General features: G+C 68.1%; 17 protein-coding genes and 1 riboswitch. Of the genes, 10 read left to right on the forward strand and 7 right to left on the reverse strand.

The features are described from left to right. Positions 1-3,525 (forward strand): ATP-dependent DNA helicase, encoded by a 3,525-nt coding sequence (locus tag AUCHE_RS09275; protein WP_006503040.1) that lies wholly within the window; start codon positions 1-3, stop codon positions 3,523-3,525. Positions 3,526-3,555: 30 nt separating this feature from the next. Here the strand turns inward: AUCHE_RS09275 and AUCHE_RS17750 are convergent, their stop codons facing one another. The 3 genes from AUCHE_RS17750 to AUCHE_RS15675 form a co-directional block, all read right to left on the reverse strand. Beyond that, a complete protein-coding gene (locus AUCHE_RS17750) occupies positions 3,556-5,217 on the reverse strand; it encodes a phosphotransferase (protein WP_143114824.1) in 1,662 nt (553 codons plus the stop codon). 88 nt (positions 5,218-5,305) lie between these two features. Next, entirely contained in the window at positions 5,306-5,569 is a 264-nt protein-coding gene (locus tag AUCHE_RS09285) for a mycoredoxin (protein ID WP_006503042.1), read from the reverse strand. 215 nt (positions 5,570-5,784) lie between these two features. Then, on the reverse strand, positions 5,785-7,491 hold the full coding sequence (locus tag AUCHE_RS15675) for an amidase family protein (RefSeq protein ID WP_006503043.1): 1,707 nt from the start codon (positions 7,489-7,491) through the stop codon (positions 5,785-5,787). A gap of 232 nt (positions 7,492-7,723) precedes the next feature. On the opposite strand from AUCHE_RS15675, the gene AUCHE_RS09295 reads away from it, so the two are divergent. The 4 genes from AUCHE_RS09295 (at position 7,724) to AUCHE_RS16620 (ending at position 10,990) form a co-directional block, all read left to right on the forward strand. Further along, positions 7,724-9,907, forward strand: a complete 2,184-nt coding sequence (locus AUCHE_RS09295; RefSeq protein ID WP_006503044.1) for an ATP-dependent DNA helicase UvrD2 — start codon at positions 7,724-7,726, stop codon at positions 9,905-9,907. A 120-nt stretch (positions 9,908-10,027) separates the two neighbouring features. After that, positions 10,028-10,204 carry a hypothetical protein gene (locus AUCHE_RS16615; protein ID WP_006503045.1) on the forward strand — a complete coding sequence of 59 codons (177 nt, stop codon included), beginning with the start codon at positions 10,028-10,030 and terminating at the stop codon, positions 10,202-10,204. A 108-nt stretch (positions 10,205-10,312) separates the two neighbouring features. Beyond that, entirely contained in the window at positions 10,313-10,582 is a 270-nt protein-coding gene (locus tag AUCHE_RS16225) for a WhiB family transcriptional regulator (protein WP_006503046.1), read from the forward strand. 255 nt (positions 10,583-10,837) lie between these two features. Then, positions 10,838-10,990, forward strand: coding sequence for a hypothetical protein (locus tag AUCHE_RS16620; protein ID WP_006503047.1), 153 nt, complete (start codon positions 10,838-10,840; stop codon positions 10,988-10,990). A gap of 71 nt (positions 10,991-11,061) precedes the next feature. Here the strand turns inward: AUCHE_RS16620 and AUCHE_RS09305 are convergent, their stop codons facing one another. Together AUCHE_RS09305 and AUCHE_RS09310 are read right to left on the reverse strand one after the other, a co-directional pair. After that, positions 11,062-12,423 carry an ABC1 kinase family protein gene (locus AUCHE_RS09305; RefSeq protein ID WP_006503048.1) on the reverse strand — a complete coding sequence of 454 codons (1,362 nt, stop codon included), beginning with the start codon at positions 12,421-12,423 and terminating at the stop codon, positions 11,062-11,064. Between the two features lie 14 nt (positions 12,424-12,437). Continuing rightward, positions 12,438-13,091 carry a hypothetical protein gene (locus tag AUCHE_RS09310; protein WP_006503049.1) on the reverse strand — a complete coding sequence of 218 codons (654 nt, stop codon included), beginning with the start codon at positions 13,089-13,091 and terminating at the stop codon, positions 12,438-12,440. Positions 13,092-13,262: 171 nt separating this feature from the next. Between AUCHE_RS09310 and AUCHE_RS09315 the strand changes: the two genes are divergently transcribed. The 5 genes from AUCHE_RS09315 to AUCHE_RS09340 all read left to right on the forward strand — a co-directional run bounded on the left by AUCHE_RS09315 (position 13,263) and on the right by AUCHE_RS09340 (position 18,052). Then, entirely contained in the window at positions 13,263-13,823 is a 561-nt protein-coding gene (locus AUCHE_RS09315; RefSeq protein WP_006503050.1) for a M48 metallopeptidase family protein, read from the forward strand. A 25-nt stretch (positions 13,824-13,848) separates the two neighbouring features. After that, positions 13,849-14,029: riboswitch (cobalamin riboswitch) on the forward strand. A 42-nt stretch (positions 14,030-14,071) separates the two neighbouring features. Continuing rightward, positions 14,072-14,926, forward strand: coding sequence for a (2Fe-2S)-binding protein (locus AUCHE_RS09325; protein ID WP_006503052.1), 855 nt, complete (start codon positions 14,072-14,074; stop codon positions 14,924-14,926). Beyond that, positions 14,923-16,080, forward strand: coding sequence for a FecCD family ABC transporter permease (locus tag AUCHE_RS09330; protein ID WP_006503053.1), 1,158 nt, complete (start codon positions 14,923-14,925; stop codon positions 16,078-16,080). The genes AUCHE_RS09325 and AUCHE_RS09330 overlap by 4 nt, the downstream gene beginning before the upstream one ends. Then, entirely contained in the window at positions 16,077-16,979 is a 903-nt protein-coding gene (locus AUCHE_RS09335; protein WP_006503054.1) for an ABC transporter ATP-binding protein, read from the forward strand. The genes AUCHE_RS09330 and AUCHE_RS09335 overlap by 4 nt, the downstream gene beginning before the upstream one ends. Next, positions 16,976-18,052: an ABC transporter substrate-binding protein gene (locus AUCHE_RS09340; RefSeq protein ID WP_006503055.1), complete on the forward strand. Its 1,077-nt coding sequence runs from the start codon at positions 16,976-16,978 to the stop codon at positions 18,050-18,052. The genes AUCHE_RS09335 and AUCHE_RS09340 overlap by 4 nt, the downstream gene beginning before the upstream one ends. Before the next feature lie 40 nt (positions 18,053-18,092). Here AUCHE_RS09340 and AUCHE_RS09345 read toward each other — a convergent pair whose 3' ends face one another. After that, positions 18,093-18,923 carry a YwiC-like family protein gene (locus tag AUCHE_RS09345; RefSeq protein ID WP_006503056.1) on the reverse strand — a complete coding sequence of 277 codons (831 nt, stop codon included), beginning with the start codon at positions 18,921-18,923 and terminating at the stop codon, positions 18,093-18,095. Positions 18,924-18,926: 3 nt separating this feature from the next. Beyond that, a complete protein-coding gene (locus AUCHE_RS09350) occupies positions 18,927-19,490 on the reverse strand; it encodes an NUDIX hydrolase (RefSeq protein ID WP_006503057.1) in 564 nt (187 codons plus the stop codon). Between the last annotated feature and the right edge of the window lie 4 nt (positions 19,491-19,494).

Raw genomic sequence — 19,494 nt, forward strand, 5'->3', positions numbered from 1 at the left:
ATGACAGTACGGTTCAGCGCCGATCAGATCGCGGTGGCCCTGGGACGGCCGTGTCCGACGCCTGAGCAGCGTGAGGTCGTCGAGGCGCCGTTGGAGTCGATGCTGGTCGTTGCCGGGGCAGGATCGGGCAAGACCGAGACGATGGCTGCCCGGGTGGTCTGGTTGGTGGCGAATGACCTGGTTGCGCCCGAGGAGGTGCTGGGGCTGACCTTCACCCGCAAGGCTGCCGGGGAGCTCGCCGCCCGGATCTCCTCCCGGTTGCGTGCGCTGCACGAGGCCGGACTGTGGGCGCCGGGGGGCGCCGGTGGGGATGCGGACGCCCCCGGGAGCGACGCTGCCTGGTTCGTCGACGAGAAGGCGACCACGGTGTCCACCTATCACGCCTACGCCGGGCGGATGGTCGAGGAGCACGGACTTCGGTTGGGGGTCGAGCCGGATGCCCGTCTGTTGACCGAAGCGGCGGCCTGGCAGCTCGCCCACGAGGTCGTCACCGCCTACGACGGGCCGATGGATGCGGTCACCCAGGCGGAGTCGACCGTGACCAAGGCCGTGGTCCTGCTCTCCGGTGAGCTCGCGGAGCATCTGCGTACCGTGGAGGAGGTCGAGGCTTTCTACGCCGGATTCGTCGACCGGGTGACGGCGCTCCCGTTGGGGAGCACCCGGGCCCGGGGTGCGCCGAAGCCGGTGCGGGATCTGTTGGAGGTGGTCGCCGCTCGTCGGCAGCTCCTCCCGTTGGTCACGGCCTACGCGTCGGCCAAGCGGGAGCGCGACTGTCTGGACTTCTCCGACCAGGTCGCCTTGGCAGCCAGGCTGGCCCGTGAGTTCGCCGAAGTGGCCCGGCAGGAACGTTCTCGCTACCGGGTGGTCCTCCTGGACGAGTTCCAGGACACCAGCGAGGCGCAGATGGTGCTTTTGCGTGAGCTCTTCGCCGTGGACCGGCCGGGTGTCGGGGCGCCGGTTCCGGTGATGGCGGTGGGTGATCCGCATCAGTCGATCTACGGGTGGCGGGGGGCGAGCGCCACGACCCTGGCCCATTTCCCGCAGCAGTTCGCCGACCCAGACGGTGCTCCGACACAGGTGCGTCATCTGTCGGTCAGCTGGCGCAACGACCAACGCATTCTGTCGGTCGCGAACTGCGCCGCGGAGCCGCTCACCGCGGCGTCTCCGGTGCCGGTGCGGCGTCTGGTGGCTGCCCCCGGTGCCGGACCCGGTGAGGTCGAGGTGGCCAGGTTCGTCACCGATGACGAGGAGGCCGCTTATGTGGCCGGTCGGATCGCCGGCTACTGGTTCGATGCCGATGGCGCGCACTCGGGGGTCAGCGCTGCCGTGCTGTGCCGTCGCCGGGCACAGTTCGTGCCGATGGTCGAGGCCTTGCGTGCCCGGGGGGTGCCGGTGGAGGTGGTGGGCCTGGGGGGTCTGCTGTCGATGCCGGAGGTGATGGATGTCGTGGCGGTGCTGTCGGTGGTGGCCGACCCTGCCCGGGGCGACCGGTTGATGCGCCTGTTGACCGGTCCGGCCTTCCGGTTGGGGGCGGCGGACCTGGACGGGCTGGCGGCCTGGTCGAGACAGTTGTGGCGCCGGGAGCGGATCAGGCCGTTGGCGGGACCTGAGTCGCCGGAGGCGGGTGACGGTGGGGCGGACGGCGGGCCCGCCGGTCAGGGGTCGGTCGGAACCTCCGTCCCCTCGGGTGAGCCCCGGGGGGTGCCCGTGGGGCCGGAGGACCGTCCGGGGTTGGCCGAGGCCTTGGCGGTGCCTCCTCCGCCGGGGTGGGTGGGTCCGGAGGGGGAGACCGTCGGGGACGTCGCCCGCTTGCGGGTGGCTCAGCTGGCGGAGATCGTCGCCCGGTTGCGGTCGATGACGGGTGCGGGTCTGGCGGAGACGGTCATGGAGGCGGCTCGACTGCTGCGGGTCGACGTGGAGGTCCTGTCCCGTCCGGATCGGCCGGTGGAGGGTGCGCGCGTCCATCTGGACGCCTTCACCGATGCGGCGGCGTCCTTCCAGTCCGCGACGGACCGTCCGACCTTGGGTGCCTTCCTCGCCTGGCTGGAGGTGGCGGTGGACGAGGAGCGGGGTCTGGACATGCCGGTGGCCGAGGTCTCGGATGCAGCGGTCCAGGTGTTGACGGTGCATGCGGCCAAGGGGTTGGAGTGGGATGTGGTCGCGGTTCCTGGACTGGTGGAAGGAGCCTTCCCGAGCACGTCGGCGTCTTCTCCGACCTGGCGTGGGGGCGATTGGTGTCTGCCGGTGGTGCGGGACAAGGGCTGGTGCGTGGGGGTGGAACGGCTTCCGTACGAGTTGCGGGGTGATGCCGACGGGTTGCCGGAGCTTCCTTGGCGGGGTGCGGAGGACCTGACCGGGTTGAAGGATGCTGTCGAGGATTTTTTCGTCGCTGGCGGGGTGCGTGTGGTCGAGGAGGAACGGCGTCTGGCGTATGTCGCTTTCACCCGGGCACGTCATCTGGTCGTGGCCAGCGCCTCGGTGTGGACGCAGGGGGTGTCGCCGCGGGTGACTTCCCGGTTCCTGATGGAGCTGGTCGGCGGGGTGGAGCCGTCCCAGGGTGGGACGGTCGTCTCCGGTGCGGACGGGGAACCGGTCCGGGTGGGGCCGTGGGCGGGGATGCCGGTTCCGGAGCCGGGGGAGAAGGTGGCCCGGCCGGGGGGTGACCAGGCCGAGGAGGTGCTGTGGCCGGTGGATCTCCTGGCGGCTCGCCGGGCCCTGGTGTCCTCGGGGGTGGCGGTCTGGCGGGATCAGGTGGCGGCTTTGCCGGTGCATCCGCAGGAGGCAGTGGCCGTGGTGGAGGCGGAGGTGGCTTCTTCGGCGGCGGATGGATTCTCGTCGGATGCCGAGCTGTTGGCGGTGGTGCGGGAGAGGAGGGAACGGCTCGCGTCGGTGACGGCGCCGTCGGTGGTGGCTCTTCCCGATCATGTGTCGACGTCGTCTCTGGTGTCCTGGTTCGTCGACGAGGAGGAGTTCACGGCGCGACTGCGGCGGCCGATGCCGATGCCTCCGGCGGTGCAGGCGCGGGCGGGGACGGCGTTCCATACCTGGGTGGAGGAGTTCTTCCGGCATCCGGCGATGGTCGATATCGACGAGATCTGGCCAGGGGTCGACGTCGACGACGAGGTGGTGGACATCGGCGCGGCGAAGGAACGTTTCCTGGCGAGTGAGTGGGCCGGGAGGATTCCCTCGGAGATCGAGTTGGCGGTGGAGACCTATATCGAGGGGGTGGCGGTGCGGGGCCGGATCGATGCGGTCTTCCCGGAGACCGGCGCCGGGCCCGATGGTCCACGTCCGGGCGCGGTGGTGGTGGATTGGAAGACGGGGCGTCGTCCGACGGGGCACCGGGCGAGGGCTGCGGCGGTGCAGCTGGCGGTGTACCGCTTGGCCTATGCCCGTCTGCGGGGGCTGGATCTGGAGTCGGTGCGGGGCGCTTTCTATTACGTGTCGTCGGGGGAGACTGTTTTCCCGCCGTTGCCGGGCCCTGCGGAGTTGGCGCAGATCGTCCGGGGTGGGACGCTGCCCTGAGGGTGGCCGGTGGTCCGGGCTGGAGGTCGGTCAGCGTTTGCCGTGGCCGAAGAGGCGCCGTCCGAGGCCGCGCAGGGAGGCGGTGATGGTCTGGTGTTCTTCTGCTGTGGGGGGCTGGGTGGCAGCGTCGGGGCCGGTCTGGTCCGTTGCCGCGGTGGTCTCTTTCCGGGTCGGGTCAGGTGTGGCTGGGGTGTCGGTCCGGGCGGTGGACGTGGCCTCCGGTTCGGCAGGGGCGGGGGCCGCGGTGTGGAGGGGGAGTTCCTCGGTGCGGGGGGCGGTGGCCGGGCCGGTGGGCTCTTGCCGGGCCGGGGGTGTTCTCGGATAGGCGATGGGCGTGGTGTCGCGGGTGTTCTCGTCCAGGGGGATCTCTTCGGTGCGGGGCGTGCGGGCCGTGCTGTCTCGTGGGCTCGTCCGGGGAAGGGGCTGCGGCTCCTCGGCGGTGGGATTTCCCGAAGAAGCTCGATATATGGTCTCTCCGGCGTCTACCATGCGGGCATCGCTCATCCATGAGCCCATTCCGGCGTCGTCGATCTGACCGGCGCGGTAGATCCGGTCGGGAGTGGCCACCCGAGGCGTACGTCCGCCCTCCTGCCGGACGGTTCCTTCTCCGGCCGCCGCTGCCGCAGGTTCCGGCGGCACCGCTGCCGACGCCACGGGCGGGGGAGACGGTGTCGTGCCGGCGCCGCCCATGCCTTCCACGGGAGCCGTCCGCTTCTCCTCATCCTCGGTGGCGGATCCGGCTCGCAGAGGAGCCAGTGGAGTTCCGGGCTCACCGACCTCCTCGTCCAATCGCTGCAGGGCCAGCATCGTGGCAGCGACCTCCTGACGGTCCTTGGCGCTCAACGCCGCCAGCAGGTCCTCCACCAGACGCAGTTCTGCGAGCAGCCGGGCACGTTGCTCCAGATGGGCGTCCGGATGTTCGATCCGGCTCATCGTGTAGGCGTCGAAAGCGGTCTCGATCGCGTCCGGAGCGGCCGAGGCCACCAGCGCGGCGAAGTCCTCCGCCGGGTCCCCGATCCGGGCGTCCTCCCAGCCGACCACCGCCCGGATACGCCCGCTGGTGACATCTTCCGTGCTGGAGAAGGAGGCCAGGATGTGTGTTCCGTCCAGCCGTCCGTGCACCGGGGTCGGGGCGAACCGCCACAGATTGATGGTGTCCAGGAAATTCTCCCAGCGCGAGAGCAGACCCGAGGGGACCCGCCCGGTCTGGGCCGCCCGGTCGAGGGTCGCGAAATGACGACGACGGCAGTCCTCCGCGTCGTATACCGGCACCGACGCCTCGTCGAAGAGCCCGCGATCCACATTGTGCAGGGAAGCGATGGCCCGTCCCAGCTCGGCAGCCAGGCCGCGGCCCGGCGGCAAGGAGTAGAAGGACAACGGCTGCCCACTGATCATCGGATACACCATCGCGCGTCGTCCGTCGTCCAGTTCGGCGAAGCCCTTCGGCGCAGGCACGGCGAAGGGCAGCCTGCGCGCCAGCATCCCCAGGAGGGCCACCGAGGCGTCCTGCTGGGCAGCAGCGACCGCGTCAACGGGAAGCCTGATCACCCAGCGCCGGTGTTCGACGTCCTCGACGAAAGCCACCTGGAAACGCTCCCCGATCCGACCGAGGACGGCCTCGGCTTTGACGGGACGCAACCCGGGCATGGCGGCACTGGCCATGGCGGCGAGGACGAGCGCTTCGGAGGTCACGACAGACACGGTACGACGGCGCGTCGCCGAGGTCGTGTTCCGCAGCGCCGGGCGCAGCGGCGAGGCTTGGCCCTTGCGGCTCAGTGGGTTAGCGGGTGGCGCGGGCCTGAACGGCCTCGGCGATCGGATTGGTCAGGGTTCCGCCGTCGGCGAAGAGCACTGTGGGCACCGTCCGGTTGCCGCCATTGACGTGCTCGACGAAAGCGGCTGCCTGGGTATCGGTGTCGATGTCGATGAGGTCGTAGTCCATGCCCAGGTCGTCCAGGTTCTGGCGCAGCCTGGTGCAGAAGGGGCACCAACCGGTGGCATAGACGGTGACGGCCCCGGGGGTGGGCAGGTGCCCCTTGGTCATGAATTCTCCTCAAACGGCGATCGGTGTCAGCCGAGTGTGCCGCAAAGGGGGCGTCGAGGGCATATCGGGTCGTATGCGTGCACAGCGTCCAGTGCGGATCGATGTCTGACGGTGAGGAAGAAAACCGTGCCCGGCCTCGGTGTCGAGGTCGGGCACGGGTCGTGGAAATGATCGGCGGCGAAGCTCGGGTCGGTCGTCCTTCGCCGCAGCGCGCGCTACTTCGAGGGCTTGAGCGCTGCCGCGATGGCGATCACCTGGGGTACGGCGTCCTGCCTGGCGGCGGTGACCTGGAAGGAGACCTCCGGTGATTCCTTGCCGACGGGATCGGCCTGCTTCTCCAGCGGCACCGTGATTCGCGGCACACCGGCCAGTGAGAACGCTGCCAGGTTGGACGTCGATGTCACGAGCGCATCGACATTGGCTGCGCGCAGTTCGGCGTCTACCTTGGCCACGATCTGCTTTACCTTCTCCAACTCCTTCTGGCCTTCGGCGCGTCCTTCGTCGTCGACGTCGACGGTTTTGCCCAGCATGGTGTAACCGTAGGGTGCGGTGTCGGGGTTGTCTTCGTAATACTTTGTGACGTCGGCCGCTTTTTTCGCTTTCCCTGTGGAGCTTCGCAAGTGCTTTTCCAGCGAGGGTCCGAATCCGGCCTTAAAAATGGTTTCCGGGTTCGCTTCGTCCACTTTCGAAACCAGTTCGGTGATTTTCGCCGGTGCCTCGACGATGTTGATATTGCCCTTCTTGGCGAGGTCCTTCAGTGACTGGGGGACCTCGCCGAGCACCATGATCTTGGTGGGTGCGGCAGCGTTGGCGGGCGATGCGGAGCCCGAGTCCTTCGCGGGCTGGCATCCGATGCTGTGGGCGAGCTGCACGTCGCGGGTGCTGCGGCCGAGGAAGCCGACGGAGTCGACGCGGTCGTCGATGGGAACGATCCCGGAAATCGAGCAGCCGTCATGCGATGACTTGAGGCCCACCACGCCGGCGGCTCCGGCGGGTGCGAGGACGGAGCCGGAGGTCTCGGTGCCGACGGTGAAGTCGGCGTAGTCCAGTGCGACGGCGGTGGCAGAGCCTGTCGACGAACCCAGCGGATCGACGGTCAGCGGTCCTTGCGGGCTCAGTGTCTGACCTGACCTGCCGGTGAAGCCGTTGGGGCCTCCGAAGGTGAGGTAGTTCGCGAACTCAGACAGGTTCGCCCGCCCGGCGATGATGGCGCCGCCGTCGCGGAGGCGTCGGACGATATCGGCATCGGACGTCGCGGTGGAGTCGGCCAGTGCCCAGCTTCCGGAGTCGTTGACCAATCCGTTGACGGCGATATTGCCTTTCACCAGGACGATTGCGCCGTGCATCGGGTTGTTCGGATCCGCTTTGCCGGCTTTTTCGGCGGCGTCGATGGCGCGCTGATCAAGTTCCATCACGGCGCGGTAGTAGGTATTTCCCTTTGCATCCTGGCCCTTCATCCGCCAAGCGTAGTAAGCGAGCATGTCGGACGAGGTGTAACCGTGTTTGAGGCGCAGCTGATGGCGGGCCGTCATGTCGGCGTCGGCGAACCGCGTCTTCATCTCTTTCAGGCGGCTTTCGCCTACGCGGTCGATGAGGCGGTCGAAGGGGGCCATGTTGACTTCGGTCTGCCGGGGGAAATGGTTGGTGTCCTCGTCCAGTGTGAGGACCTTGCCCTCTTGCCGCTGGAGCCCGGTGAGTTGCTGCAGAACCCGCGCCCCACTGCTGACAATTCCGACGATTACGGCTGTGCCGACGAGTAGGGCAGGTATTCCCTTGCCCCACGTGCGGCCGCGCCGTTTCTGATTTAGAGCGTAAAGGCCTAAAAAGACGGCGGCGGTGATGGCGGAGACCAGAATGGCCACCGTGGCAAAAGATGCCCCATATGCTTCCATAATAAGTGTTAATGCGCCCACGGGGGTCATTCAAACATCGTTGGTTAGAAGGTAGCTGGGAGAACTACGTGAAAACACAGCGAGCGATGGGCCAGGTCCCCTCGTCGGTGGTCTGACCGCTCAGCCTGAGGAACCAGTCCCCCGTGGGCAGGTCGCGTGGCATCGATGAGACGTGCGGGGCGAGCTGCCGAGGACGACCTCGACGAGATCTGGGCTGGAACATTTTGCGCGATGACGGGTTCTTCTTGGGAGGATGCCAGGGATGAGACCTGTAGCGGACGCCGATGCGGTGCTGTCCAACCTGGATCCGCAGCAGCGGGAGGTGGCCTCTCAACCGCTGGGGGCGATGTGTGTCCTGGCGGGCGCCGGGACGGGCAAGACCCGGGCGATCACCCATCGGATCGCCTACGGGGTGCATGCGGGAGCCTATGTGCCCGGGCGGGTGTTGGCCGTGACCTTCACTTCGCGGGCCGCGGGGGAGATGCGCACCCGGTTGCGTGCCCTCGGGGTGGGCGGGGTGCAGGCCAGGACCTTCCACGCCGCAGCCTTGCGCCAACTGGCCTATTTCTGGCCGAAGGCGATCGGCGGCGCGCCCCCGCAGCTGTTGCCGCAGAAGTCGGGGGCGGTCTCCGAGGCCTGCCATCATCTGGGTATCCAGGCGGACCGGGCGACGATCCGGGATCTGTCGGCCGAGATCGAGTGGGCGAAGGTCTCCGGGGTGACGGCGGAGACCTATGCCGCGGCGGCCGGCAGGGCGCGTCGTGACCCGGCCGGGGTGGATCTCACCACCGTGGCCAGGCTGTTGGACGCCTACGAGACGGTGAAGACGGGGCGGGCGGTCATCGATTTCGAGGACGTCCTGTTGATCCTGTGCGGGATCCTCGCCGATCGACCGGACATCGCCCGTGAGGTGCGTACCCAGTACCGACACTTCGTGGTGGACGAGTACCAGGATGTCAACGCCGTGCAGCAGCGGCTGCTCGACCTGTGGGTGGGCGAGCGGGAGGACCTGTGCGTGGTCGGCGACCCGCAGCAGACGATCTACAGCTTCACCGGAGCCGATCCTCGTCATCTGTTGGAGTTCACCCGCCGTCGCCCGCAGGCCGCGCTGGTTCGCCTGGTCCGTAATTACCGTTCCTCCCCGCAGATCGTCTCCTTGGCGAATGCGGTGTGGGGAGATCGTGCGCGTTCCGGAGGGATGTCGGCTCCGCTGCGCCTGGAGGCGCAGGGCGCGTCGGGCCCGCCTCCGGTGCTGACGGCTTTTCCCGATGAGGAGAGCGAGGCGGCCGGGGTGGTGGCGCAGATCCGGTCGCGGATCGCGGCAGGTACCCCGCCGGGGGAGATGGCGATTCTCTTCCGGACCAATGCCCAGTCGGTGGTCTTCGAACAGGCGCTGGCGGCGGCGGAGGTTCCTTATCTGGTGAAGGGGGGTGAGCGTTTCTTCCGTCGTGACGAGGTCAGGCGGGCGCTGGTGCTGCTGCGGGGCGCGGCGGTTTCCGATGACGGTTCGTCCGCCCTGCCCGGGCTGGTGGGCGATGTGCTGGCAGGGGTGGGATGGAGCCCGCAGGCTCCGTCGGGCGGAGGCGCGGTGCGGGAGCGTTGGGAGTCCTTGGCGGCGCTCGTGCAGGTCGCGGAGGATCTGGTGGCGGTTTCGCCCGGGGCACGGTTGCGTGACCTGGTGGGAGAACTGGACGAGAGGAGCGCGGCTCAGCATCCGCCGTCGATGCAGGGGGTGACTCTGGCGTCCTTGCACGCGGCGAAGGGTCTGGAATGGGATGTGGTCTTCCTCGCCGGCTGCAGCGACGGGTATATGCCGATCATGATGGCCGACGGGCCGGACGCGGTGGAGGAGGAGCGTCGTCTCATGTACGTGGGGTTGACCCGGGCCCGTCGTGAGCTCCGCCTGTCGTGGGCCGGTGCCCGGGCGCCGGGTGGACGGCAGACTCGTCGGCCGTCGCGTTTCCTGGCGGAGGTCTCGACCTTGGTGGGTTCGCAGAGCGCGCCGGGCGCGGGGGGCCGTCCGGCCGGTGGCAGCGCTGGAGACGGGGGTCGGGTGCGGAGGGCTCCGTTGCCGTCGACCTGCCGGTCCTGCGGGGGTCCCTTGGAGTCGGCGGCGGAACGGAAGATGGGGCGTTGCGTCGGTTGTCCGCCGTCCTACGATCCGGAGATCTTCGAGCAGTTGCAGCGATGGCGGTCGGCGGTGGCCGGGCGTGATCGGGTACCGCCCTTCGTGGTGTTCACGGACGCGACGTTGACGGTGATCGCCGAACGGGAGCCGCGCGATCTGGCGGCCTTGTCCCAGGTGCCGGGGGTGGGGGCCCGGAAGGTGGGGCGTTACGGACTGGCCGTGTTGACGGTGGTTGCCGGTGGTGACGTGGACCGGGCGGTGGCACTGGTCGATACGGGGCCCCGGGGGAAAAATACGGACGGCAGTCGAACTGAGTGAATATGCAGGTCAAAAAATGATTGCGTTCAGGTAGTCGGGGTTCATACCCTTGGATCGGCGGTCGAGCGGTGGCTCTTCATGCCGTGGACGACTCTGTGAGCCCGACAGGAGGTGGCGACGATGATCATGCTGACGACGAAACCGGTGTGCTACGACGCTGGCCTCGGTGTGTTCGGCGATACCACCGGCCTCTCAGCGGTAGTCGTGCCTTCTCCGGTGCCGGTGCGTCTCCTGGCGTCGGCTGTCAATCCCTTCTTCCGTCCGTGGTTCGCCCGCATGGGGGCTCCGATGATCTGAGCATCGGACCGCCTTTCCGGCCGCAGAACCCTTACGGGGTCCTGCGGCTTTTTTCATCGGCGGTGTCGCCGCGGGGCTGTTTCCTTTGCTAGCAGGAAGAACGTACTGATGAGTGTTGTCGACAGTTGTTTTCCCTCTCCTGAGGCTTTGCCCTGCCAGGAGGGGAACGGTGAATTGTGGTTTGCCGAGAGCCCGTTGGATGTCGAGTCCGCCAAAGCGCTGTGCCGGGGATGTCCGTTGCGGGTGGAATGTTTGCGGGGCGCCTTGGACCGGGCTGAGCCCTGGGGTGTGTGGGGTGGCGAATTGGTGCTCTACGGAAAGGTTGTCGCCCGTAAGCGTCCGCGTGGCCGGCCGCGGAAGGTGGAGATTGCCGCCTGAGTGGGGTGGCGTTCCGCCTTTTGTCGGACTTTTCCGGCATGCGTTCGGTGGTGAACGTGCAGGCCTTGTGCTCTTTTCGACAAAAAGGACGGTCGTCCAAGAGGGGCGAATTATTGCTCTCGATTTGTTTGACGTCAAGGATTTCGACCTGCTAATTTGCCATCTTTTTACTGTGAAGGTAAAGTTAATCCCCGGGTAGGTGGGATTCATGCCCGCGTCTCAAGCACATGTGATGCCCATGGAGGGGGAAAATTCATGAAGCCGAACGGTGCCCTGTTGACTCTCGACCGGCTGCGCTTGGCCGTCACTCGTAACGAGATGACCAAGAAGCGCGAAGGCCAGGAAGAGGACAGCGTCAGCTACGCGTACAACACCACGATCCTGCGGGACGTGGTCGGCCTCCGCTGACGGACGGCCGAGACGAGTTGGGGGGGGCGACGGACCAGGTCCGTCGCCCCCCCAACTCGTCCCCACCAGGATCACCCCTCCACGGGCTCCCCGCCGTCGTCCCGTGCGACCCGGGAAGACCACTCCGGGTCCAACTCCGGGAGCCAGCTGTAAGCGATCTCCGCCGCCGCTACCGTCCCACCCAGCTGGCAGAGCACCCCCAGACCGCCCGCCCACACCCGGTGGATCAACAGATACTCAGGTGGCAGGTTCAACCGGAGACCCAAACCGAAATCGTCCTGCCGGGGATCCCGTAGCCGCTCCGCCTGGCCTGACATCCACTCCCTGGTGAAGGTGAACCGCTCCACCGCGATCGGCTCGGTGAACGGCGCCAGATAGTTCAGCAACTGGTCCGCGTCCACCTCGGCCCCGGGCTGGACGAAACCCTCCTCGGCCAGTACCCGCAGGACCCCACCCGAATCGCCTTCCAAGGCCGAACGCAAGGCCCGCCCCATCGCCGGAGGCATCCCCTCGGGGAGCACCCCCACTGCTCCGAAGTCCAACACTCCCAGACGGCCGTCCGGGAGGACACGGAAATTACCCGGGTGAGGATCCGCATGAAGCAGACGTGCCAACTGCGGTCCGGAGAAAAGGAACTCGAGATAGCGGTCAGCAGCGTGATCCCGTTCCCGCGAGGTCCCCCCGGTGATGACATCGGCCAACGGGCGCCCCTCCACCCAGTCGCTGACGAGAACCGTGCCCTGCTGAAGATGCACCCTCGGTGCGAACACCGACTCGTCCTGGTCGAAGACCTCCGCGAAAACCCGCTGCCGCTCGGCTTCCAAGGAATAGTCGAGTTCCTCGGCCAGCCGATGTTCGAACTCCGCCAACAACGGTCCCAGGTCCATCCCGGGGATCCAACCCGTGGTCACCTTCGTCACACGCCCCAGACGGCGGAAGTCGCCCAGCAGCGCAGCCCCGGCCCCCGGATACTGCACCTTCACCGCGACCTCGTCACCCGCGGCCAAGCGCGCATGATGCACCTGACCGATAGAAGCAGCCGCCCGGGGGCGCTCCTCGAACTCGGCGAACAGATCACGCCAGTCCGCCCCGAGCTCCCGCACCAGGATCCGGTGCACGGACTGCGGCGGCATCGGCGGGGCGCCCTCCTGCAAGCGCGTGAAAGCAGCCCGATAGGGCGCGACGAGCTCGTCGGGCAGCGCCGGCTCCAACACGGACAAGGCCTGACCGACCTTCATCGCCCCGCCCTTGAGCTCTCCCAACACCTGGAAGATGTGTTCGGCAGTGCGTTGCTGAAGTTCCAAGGCGATCTCCTCGGCCGGTTTCCCGCCGAGTCTCTTCACCCCACCCACAGCTGCGCGACCGGCCAGGCTGAGCGGCAGCCCGGCGAGTTTGGCGGTGCGGGCCATCGCCCGTCTGGGGAGCTCGCTCACAACACTATTGTCGGTCAGTCCTGCACACAGTCACATCGTGCATGAAACGACCAACGACGTTGGATCACGGTTGGTTCCGGCAGAGCGACCTCCAAACTGACCCCGGGTAGATGCCGCTCCTCCTGCCAAAGGTTACGAATCATCAAGGCAGCCAGCCCGGCTCCGAGAGCGCACGCGGTCGGTTCCACCGCGGGCGGAGGAAGCCCACGGTCGAGTCTGGCCAGGAACAGCGGCCACGACGGGTCCTTGTCGCACCGATGCAGATCCAGACAACGCAGACACGGCGCGCCGGGAACGACGACCGGCCCCACCATGACCCGACCGGTGTCGTAGACGACCGGTAGATGCGGAACACCCGCGTTACGCCACAACCCGGCACGCATCGACGACGCCGCCACCGGGGCGACCATGACCACCAGACTCGGCGCCCCCGCCAGCTCGCCGCTGCGCAACTCCAGGTCGAGGGCGTCCGCCGCACCGCGACCGATCAGGACGTCCCCGGCGATCTCGCGTCGCAGGAGCCCCGCCAGCTGGACGGCGATCTCACCCTCCCCGTCGAACAGGATCCGCGGTGCCGCCCTGCCTGCGTCGGTACCTCCCCGAAGATCCGACAGATCCCTCTCCTGCGCGGGGAGGAACTGCACGAGCCGCTCCGCTGTCGCTGTCATCTCGAGCGTCCTTCCGTACCGGGTGCCATCACGTGCACACAGTCTGCGACCTGCCCGGGAAGCCGACCGGGAGTTGTCCACAGCTCCCGGGAGCAAGGCTGTCGCCGTGTCGGACTGGGAACTGCCCGGAAGCGCGGAGGCGCGCTCCGACCTGTTCCCTATGCTCGGGGGATGACCGATCCCTGGGAACAGATGCCCGTCGATGTGCGCCGATCCGCACGTCGCAGGCGGACCGTCTCCGCCCGGGTGGAAGCCGGCCGACTGATCGTCCTGATCCCGGATTCCTTCACCGACCGGCAGGAAACCGAATGGGTTGCGACGATGCGCCACCGATTGTCCGCCCGACACCGACGCGGACCCGGCAGCGGAGACGAGGCCCTGCAAGCCAGAGCACACGCCCTGTCGACCCGCTACCTGGGCGGGCGCGCCGTGCCGACCTCGGTGCGATGGGTGGACAACCAACACAGTCGGTGGGGGTCGGCGACACCCTCCCGAGGCAGCATCCGGCTGAGCCGAACCCTGGTGGGCATGCCCGACTACGTCGTCGACTACGTCCTCCTGCACGAACTCGCCCACCTCATCGAAGCCGACCACGGCCCGGCCTTCTGGGCCCTGCTCAGCCAGGTTCCCTTCGTGGAGCGGGCCCGCGGTTATCTCGACGGATACACCGCAGGGCGTGCGGCGGCACACGACCAACCCGTGCCGCCGACAGGAAACGACCTGCCACGGTAGGAGAACCGGCCTGACCGGCCCCGTGATAGATTCGCGAAGAATCAGTCGCACCCACCTCGGGTGCCAGGGAATCCGGTGCGAATCCGGAGCTGGCGCGCAGCGGTGAGGGTGATGACGACGGCGACGAACCACTGGGGACGACCCGGGAAGGTGCCGTACGTCAGGTGAACCCCAGCCCGAAGACCTGCTGATTCGTTCCACGACATGTGGTCCTCGCGCACAGGGCCCCGGATCCACGGATGTGATTCATGTCGGTCGCCGGCGAGCACCGTCCTTCCGCCGTACCGGAGAGAACCGGCACGCTCCCCGAAGCCACCCTCCAGGTCCTGGCCGACTCACCGCTGCTCTGGGCGGAGGACACCGACCTCACCGGGCCGGACGAACACTGGACCCAGACCACGGCCCTCACCGAACCGGACTGGTGGTCCGCAGCAGCCCCCGCCTACGCCCGCGGCATCGACAGCACCCGCACCCGAGCCGGAGCCGCCTGCGCCCTCCAGCATTACACCGGCCGACTCACCGGAGCCGTACTCATCGCCTGGGCACACTCCGGGCTCCTGCTCGACCTCGACCACAAGGCCTGGTGGGCCCGCACCGACACCCGGTACGCCACCACCGCCGTCTGCACACCCGCCCGGGCCACCCTCGGCGCCTCCGAGATCACCCAGGTGACCCGAAGCCTCATCGACCACTGCGCACCGTTGATCCACGCCTGCGAACACGGCAACGGCCTCCCCCGACGGCTCGGCTGGGGCAGCCTCGCCGCCTCGTGCGCCGCCGTCTTCGCGCTCATCCACCGTTCGGTCGAGGCCAGCGCCCGCCCGTCCGTCGCCGCCCGAGCACAGGAAAGCCTGGACGAGATCACCCGACACACCGGACGCCCCCTCGTCACCGTCGGCGTCGACAACCCCGAAGGACCGCTCCGACAGCGCAGACACACCTGCTGTCTCATCCACACCGGGCGAGGACACGGCCACTGCGGCAGCTGCCCCCGCCTGTCGGACGAGGAATGGCGGCACCGCCAACAGGACCCGCCCACCACGACGATCCCAGGCCTGACCTGGCCCACCGGCTGCACACCTGATCGGACGGAAGAACCATGACCGACCTGCGCGCCACCGCGCACCCACCCACGCCCCCGCCGGCAAGACCGACGGAAGACCGGAGCGTAGGTGCATCCACCGCGGCGAGCCGCACCACCACGGTGCGTCGAACCGGGCGGCGAGGACGTATCCCGCTGCTCCCGACACTGCTGGTACTGACCCTGCTCACCGCGGGCAGCGTCGTCCTCTCGCTGGCTTTCGGCTCAGAACACATCGGCGTCGACCGGGTCTGGGAGGTCGTCCTCGCCCACCTGCACGGGCAGAGCTCCACAGACACGGTGGCCGACACCATCGTCTGGGAGCTGCGGATGCCCCGGGCGCTCCTCGCCCTCGTCGTCGGCGCAGGACTGGCCGTCGCCGGATGCGGGATGCAGACCCTCGTCCGCAACCCCCTCGCCGACCCCTACCTGCTGGGAATCTCCTCGGGGGCGTCCGTCGGTGCCACCATGGTGATCACCCTGGGCGTCCTGTCCTCTTGGGGGAGCAACGCCTTGACGGTCGGAGCGCTCCTGGGCGCGCTCGGCGCATCGATCTCAGTCTACCTCGTCGCCCTCGGCCAAGGCGGACTCACCCCCCTACGACTGGTGCTCTCCGGAGTGGTGCTCTCCTCGGCGTTCTCCGCGATCGCCTCCTTCCTCGTCTTCCTCAGCGACGACAGCCGCGCCACCACTTCGGTGCTCTTCTGGCTGCTGGGCAGCCTCGGCGGCGCCAAATGGGCGATCCTCGCACCGCCGACCGTGGTCGTCCTGCTCGTCCTGGCCGCCGCGGTCGCCGTCCACGGTTGGTTGGACGCCCTGGCCGCCGGTGAGGAGACCGCCTGTGCCTTGGGCGTCCTGGTGGGCGGGCTGCGTACCGCGGTCTTCCTCGTCCTGAGCATCCTGGTCGGGGTCCTGGTGTCCGTCAGCGGCGGCATCGGTTTCGTCGGTCTGATCCTGCCCCACCTGGCCCGGATCCTCGTCGGCGCGACCCACCGGCGCCTGGTCCCGGTCGCCGCGCTCGCCGGTGCCTTCTTCCTGCTCTGGGTGGACGTCCTGGCCCGGATGGTCGCCCCACCCCAGGAAGTCCCCCTCGGCGTGGTCACCGGAGCCATCGGGGCACCGCTCTTCCTGCTGTTGATGGGCCGACGCGGATACCGGTTCGGAGAACAGTCGTGAACACGGACGCCCAGGTCGCGGCAGCCCCCTCCCGCCCGGCTGAGGCCCCGGGCACGACCGCGCCCTCGCGGACGGACCCGACCACCGGGATCCACCTGCACCAGGTCGGCTTCCGGGTCGGACAGGCCCAGCTCCTCGACGGCGTCGACCTGCACATCCCCCGCCAAGGCCGGACGGCCGTCGTCGGCACCAATGGCGCAGGCAAGTCGACCCTGCTCAAGATCCTCGCGGGGCTGCGCCCACCCACCAGCGGCGAGGTCCGCCTCGACGGGGTCGACCTGCGGGCCATGTCCTCCGCTGCGCGAGCCCGGCAGATCGCCTTCGTGGGACAGGAGGACGTCCCCGCGGCCGACCTGTGCGTCGGAGAAGCCGTCTCCCTGGGACGGACCCCGCACCGACGCCCCTGGCAAGGGGGCGGCGCCGGTGAACGCAGGCTCGTCACCGAGGCACTCGAAGCCGTGGGCATGTCGCACCGCATCGACGACCCCTGCGACCGGCTCTCCGGTGGAGAACGACGCCGACTGGTCCTCGCCCGCGGACTGGTACAGAAGGCCGGGATCCTCGTCCTCGACGAACCCACCAACCACCTGGACATCGCCTGGCAGCTGAGACTGTGGCACCTTCTGGCCGATCTGCCGGGGGCAGTCGTCGCCGCCGTGCACGACATCGACATCGTCCTGCGACATTTCGACGCCGTGGTCGTCCTGGCCGCAGGGCGAGTCGTCGCCGCGGGGAATCCCCAGGACGCCCTGACCCCCGAGGTGGTCGCCGAAGCCTTCGGCGTCCGCGCACACACCCTCTACGACCCGCACACCCAAGGCCTCCGTCTGCTCATCGACGACGTGCTGACCCGTTCGACCGCCTCGACATCGCTCGACGCATCTGGGAAGGAATCATGAGACCCCTCACCCGACTGGCCACCTCGCTCCTCGCCGTGGGCGCGCTGACCGTCTGCACCGCCTGCGGGCCGCAGAAGAGCACCTCCGCCGCGAACAACGACCAGGCCAAGGTGACGGTGAACAACTGCGGCCGCGACATCACCTACGACGCCCCGGTGAAACGACTCTTCGCCTACGACGGGAGCATCATCTCCATCGCTCTCGCCGTCGGCGCCCACCCCGAACTCGTCGCGGTCAGTGGCCTGAAGAACCACCAGGACCTGCTGCGACTGAAATACGGTGACCAGGTCGACAGCCTGAAACAGGTCTCCCCCAAAGGGCCGACGATGGAGAACATCGTGGCGGCCAGACCCCAGGTGGCCTTCGCCGGGTGGAACTACGGTTTCAGCGAGGCGAAGAACCTCACCCCGGACACCCTGAAGGAAAGGGGCATCGCTTCGTACCTTCTCAGTGAGACCTGTCTCCAGGGCGACAAGAAGACCCGAGGAACCATCCCACCCTGGGAGGCCCTGCGCCAGGACCTGCTCAACATCGGCAAGATCACCGGGCACGACGACACCGCTCGAGGCGTCGTCGAGGACATCGCCCGTCGTCGGGAAGCCTTGGAGAAAGCCCCGACGGCCGCGAAGAAACCCATGGCCTTCCTCTTCGACAGCTCCAGCGACCAGATCCTCTCCAGCGGGAGCTTTGGGGCACCTCAGGCCGTCTTCGACACCGCCGGGGCCGACTACGCCCTGTCCGACGTGAAGAACACCTGGACCCGGGTCAGCTGGGAACGCATCACCACCGCCGACCCCGACTTCATCGCCTTCGTGGACTATCCCGCCCAGGATTTCGCCGCGAAGGTCGAAGCTCTCAAGTCGAACCCGGCCAGCGCACAGCTCAAGGCCGTCAAGGAAGGACGCTTCATCAACCTGCCCTATGCGATGTGGACCTCGGGACCGATGAACATCGACGCCGCCGAATCGGTCAGGGCCGCGATGGAGAAATGGGGCCTCCAACCGGCCAGCGGGATCACCCCCGCACTGGATATCCGTCCGCTGAAACTCGCCGGGAACACCTGGATGGAGTGACTCTGACCGGCACCGCGATCCCTGGCCCGCCGGTTCCTCCTCACCAGCAGAGCAGCAGGGCCAGAAGAACCGTGGAGGCTCCGATCTCTCCGAGCCCCACGGACATCGGACGCACCCGCCGACCGGCCATAGCCCAGGCGCGTACGGCCAATCCGATGAAGAAGACCGTGGTGAGCCAGCGCAGGACGACCGAATCCGGGACGGCCACGGCCTGGGAGACCGTCCAGAACAGCAGCGGACACAACAGGTGGTAGCCGATGGAGACCCGGTGGAAGACCGGGTTGGTGCGCTCGCGGATCAGGGTTTTCACGTACAGGGCGGTGCCGAAGAAGTAGGCGAAGAGAACGGCGACGACTCCGGCGGTGATCTGGATCGGATCGCCGGGATGCGGATGCGCGGACGCCATCACCGCCGCGAACAGGCAGGCGGCGAGGATGGTGACGGCGTCATTGGCCAGGGCACGGTCCTGTCTCTTCCAGGAGAAGAACAGACTGGTCAACGCCAGTGGAAGGTAGACCGGCAGCCAGCGCAGCAGGGACGGGTCGAGGATGAGCAGGGCGACGGCGAAGGGGGCGCTGACCGCGGCATAGGTCAACAGCGCGGGGCGCTGCCGGTGCCATCTTCGGCTGCGCAGGGCCAGCCCGGCCGCGTTGAACAGGAAGTATCCGCTGAGGAGCAGGAGGAGCAGCAGGGTCTGGGTCAGGCCCCAACCGTTGCGTAGACCACCGACGAGGGCCGGTACGGCGAGCATCGCCCAGGCACCGTGTTGACGGGGCAGCCAGTGGGCGGGGATGTTTTTCCGTTTCTTCTTCTGCGGCGTGGTGCTCTTTTTCTTCCGTGCTGTGGTGTCGTCGCCGGTGGGAGAGCTCATGGGTCATCGATCCAGGTAGGGCAGCTCCTGCCGCCCGGCCCGGATGAGCCCGGCCAGGTCGGCGGCGGCCGCGGGTGGGAGACGGTCGACGTCGAACCAGCGCACGTCGTGCGATTCGCTGCTGGTGAGCGGCCGGGCTTCGGCGGGAGCCACGGCGGCATAGCGGACGTCGAGATGTTCGCGGCACCGTCCGAAGGCGGCGGGGAGGGTGTGCGCGTCGAGATGGCAGGGCCAGTCGGATACGACGAGATCGGGGATCCCGGATTCTTCGAGTAGTTCCCGTCGGGCTGCGGTGCGCAGGTCGGGGTCGTCGCTGTCGATGTGCCCACCGAACTGGAACCAGGCGTCGGCCTTGCGATGGTGGGTGAGCAGGACCCGTCGTCCGGTGGGGTCGAGCACGAGGCATCCGACGGTGAGGTGGACCGGCGGCCCGTCCTTGGCCGTCGCCTCGGGGTTCCGGTGGAGATGGTCGAGGAAACGACGACGGAGCCGTTCCTGGTCGGCGTCGGGGGCCGACCAGGAACGGAGCACCCGTAGGGCGTCGTCGTGCGCGGGGAGCGCGTCCATCGGA

It is taken from the genome of Austwickia chelonae NBRC 105200, assembly GCF_000298175.1.
In the GTDB taxonomy this organism is placed as follows: domain Bacteria; phylum Actinomycetota; class Actinomycetes; order Actinomycetales; family Dermatophilaceae; genus Austwickia; species Austwickia chelonae.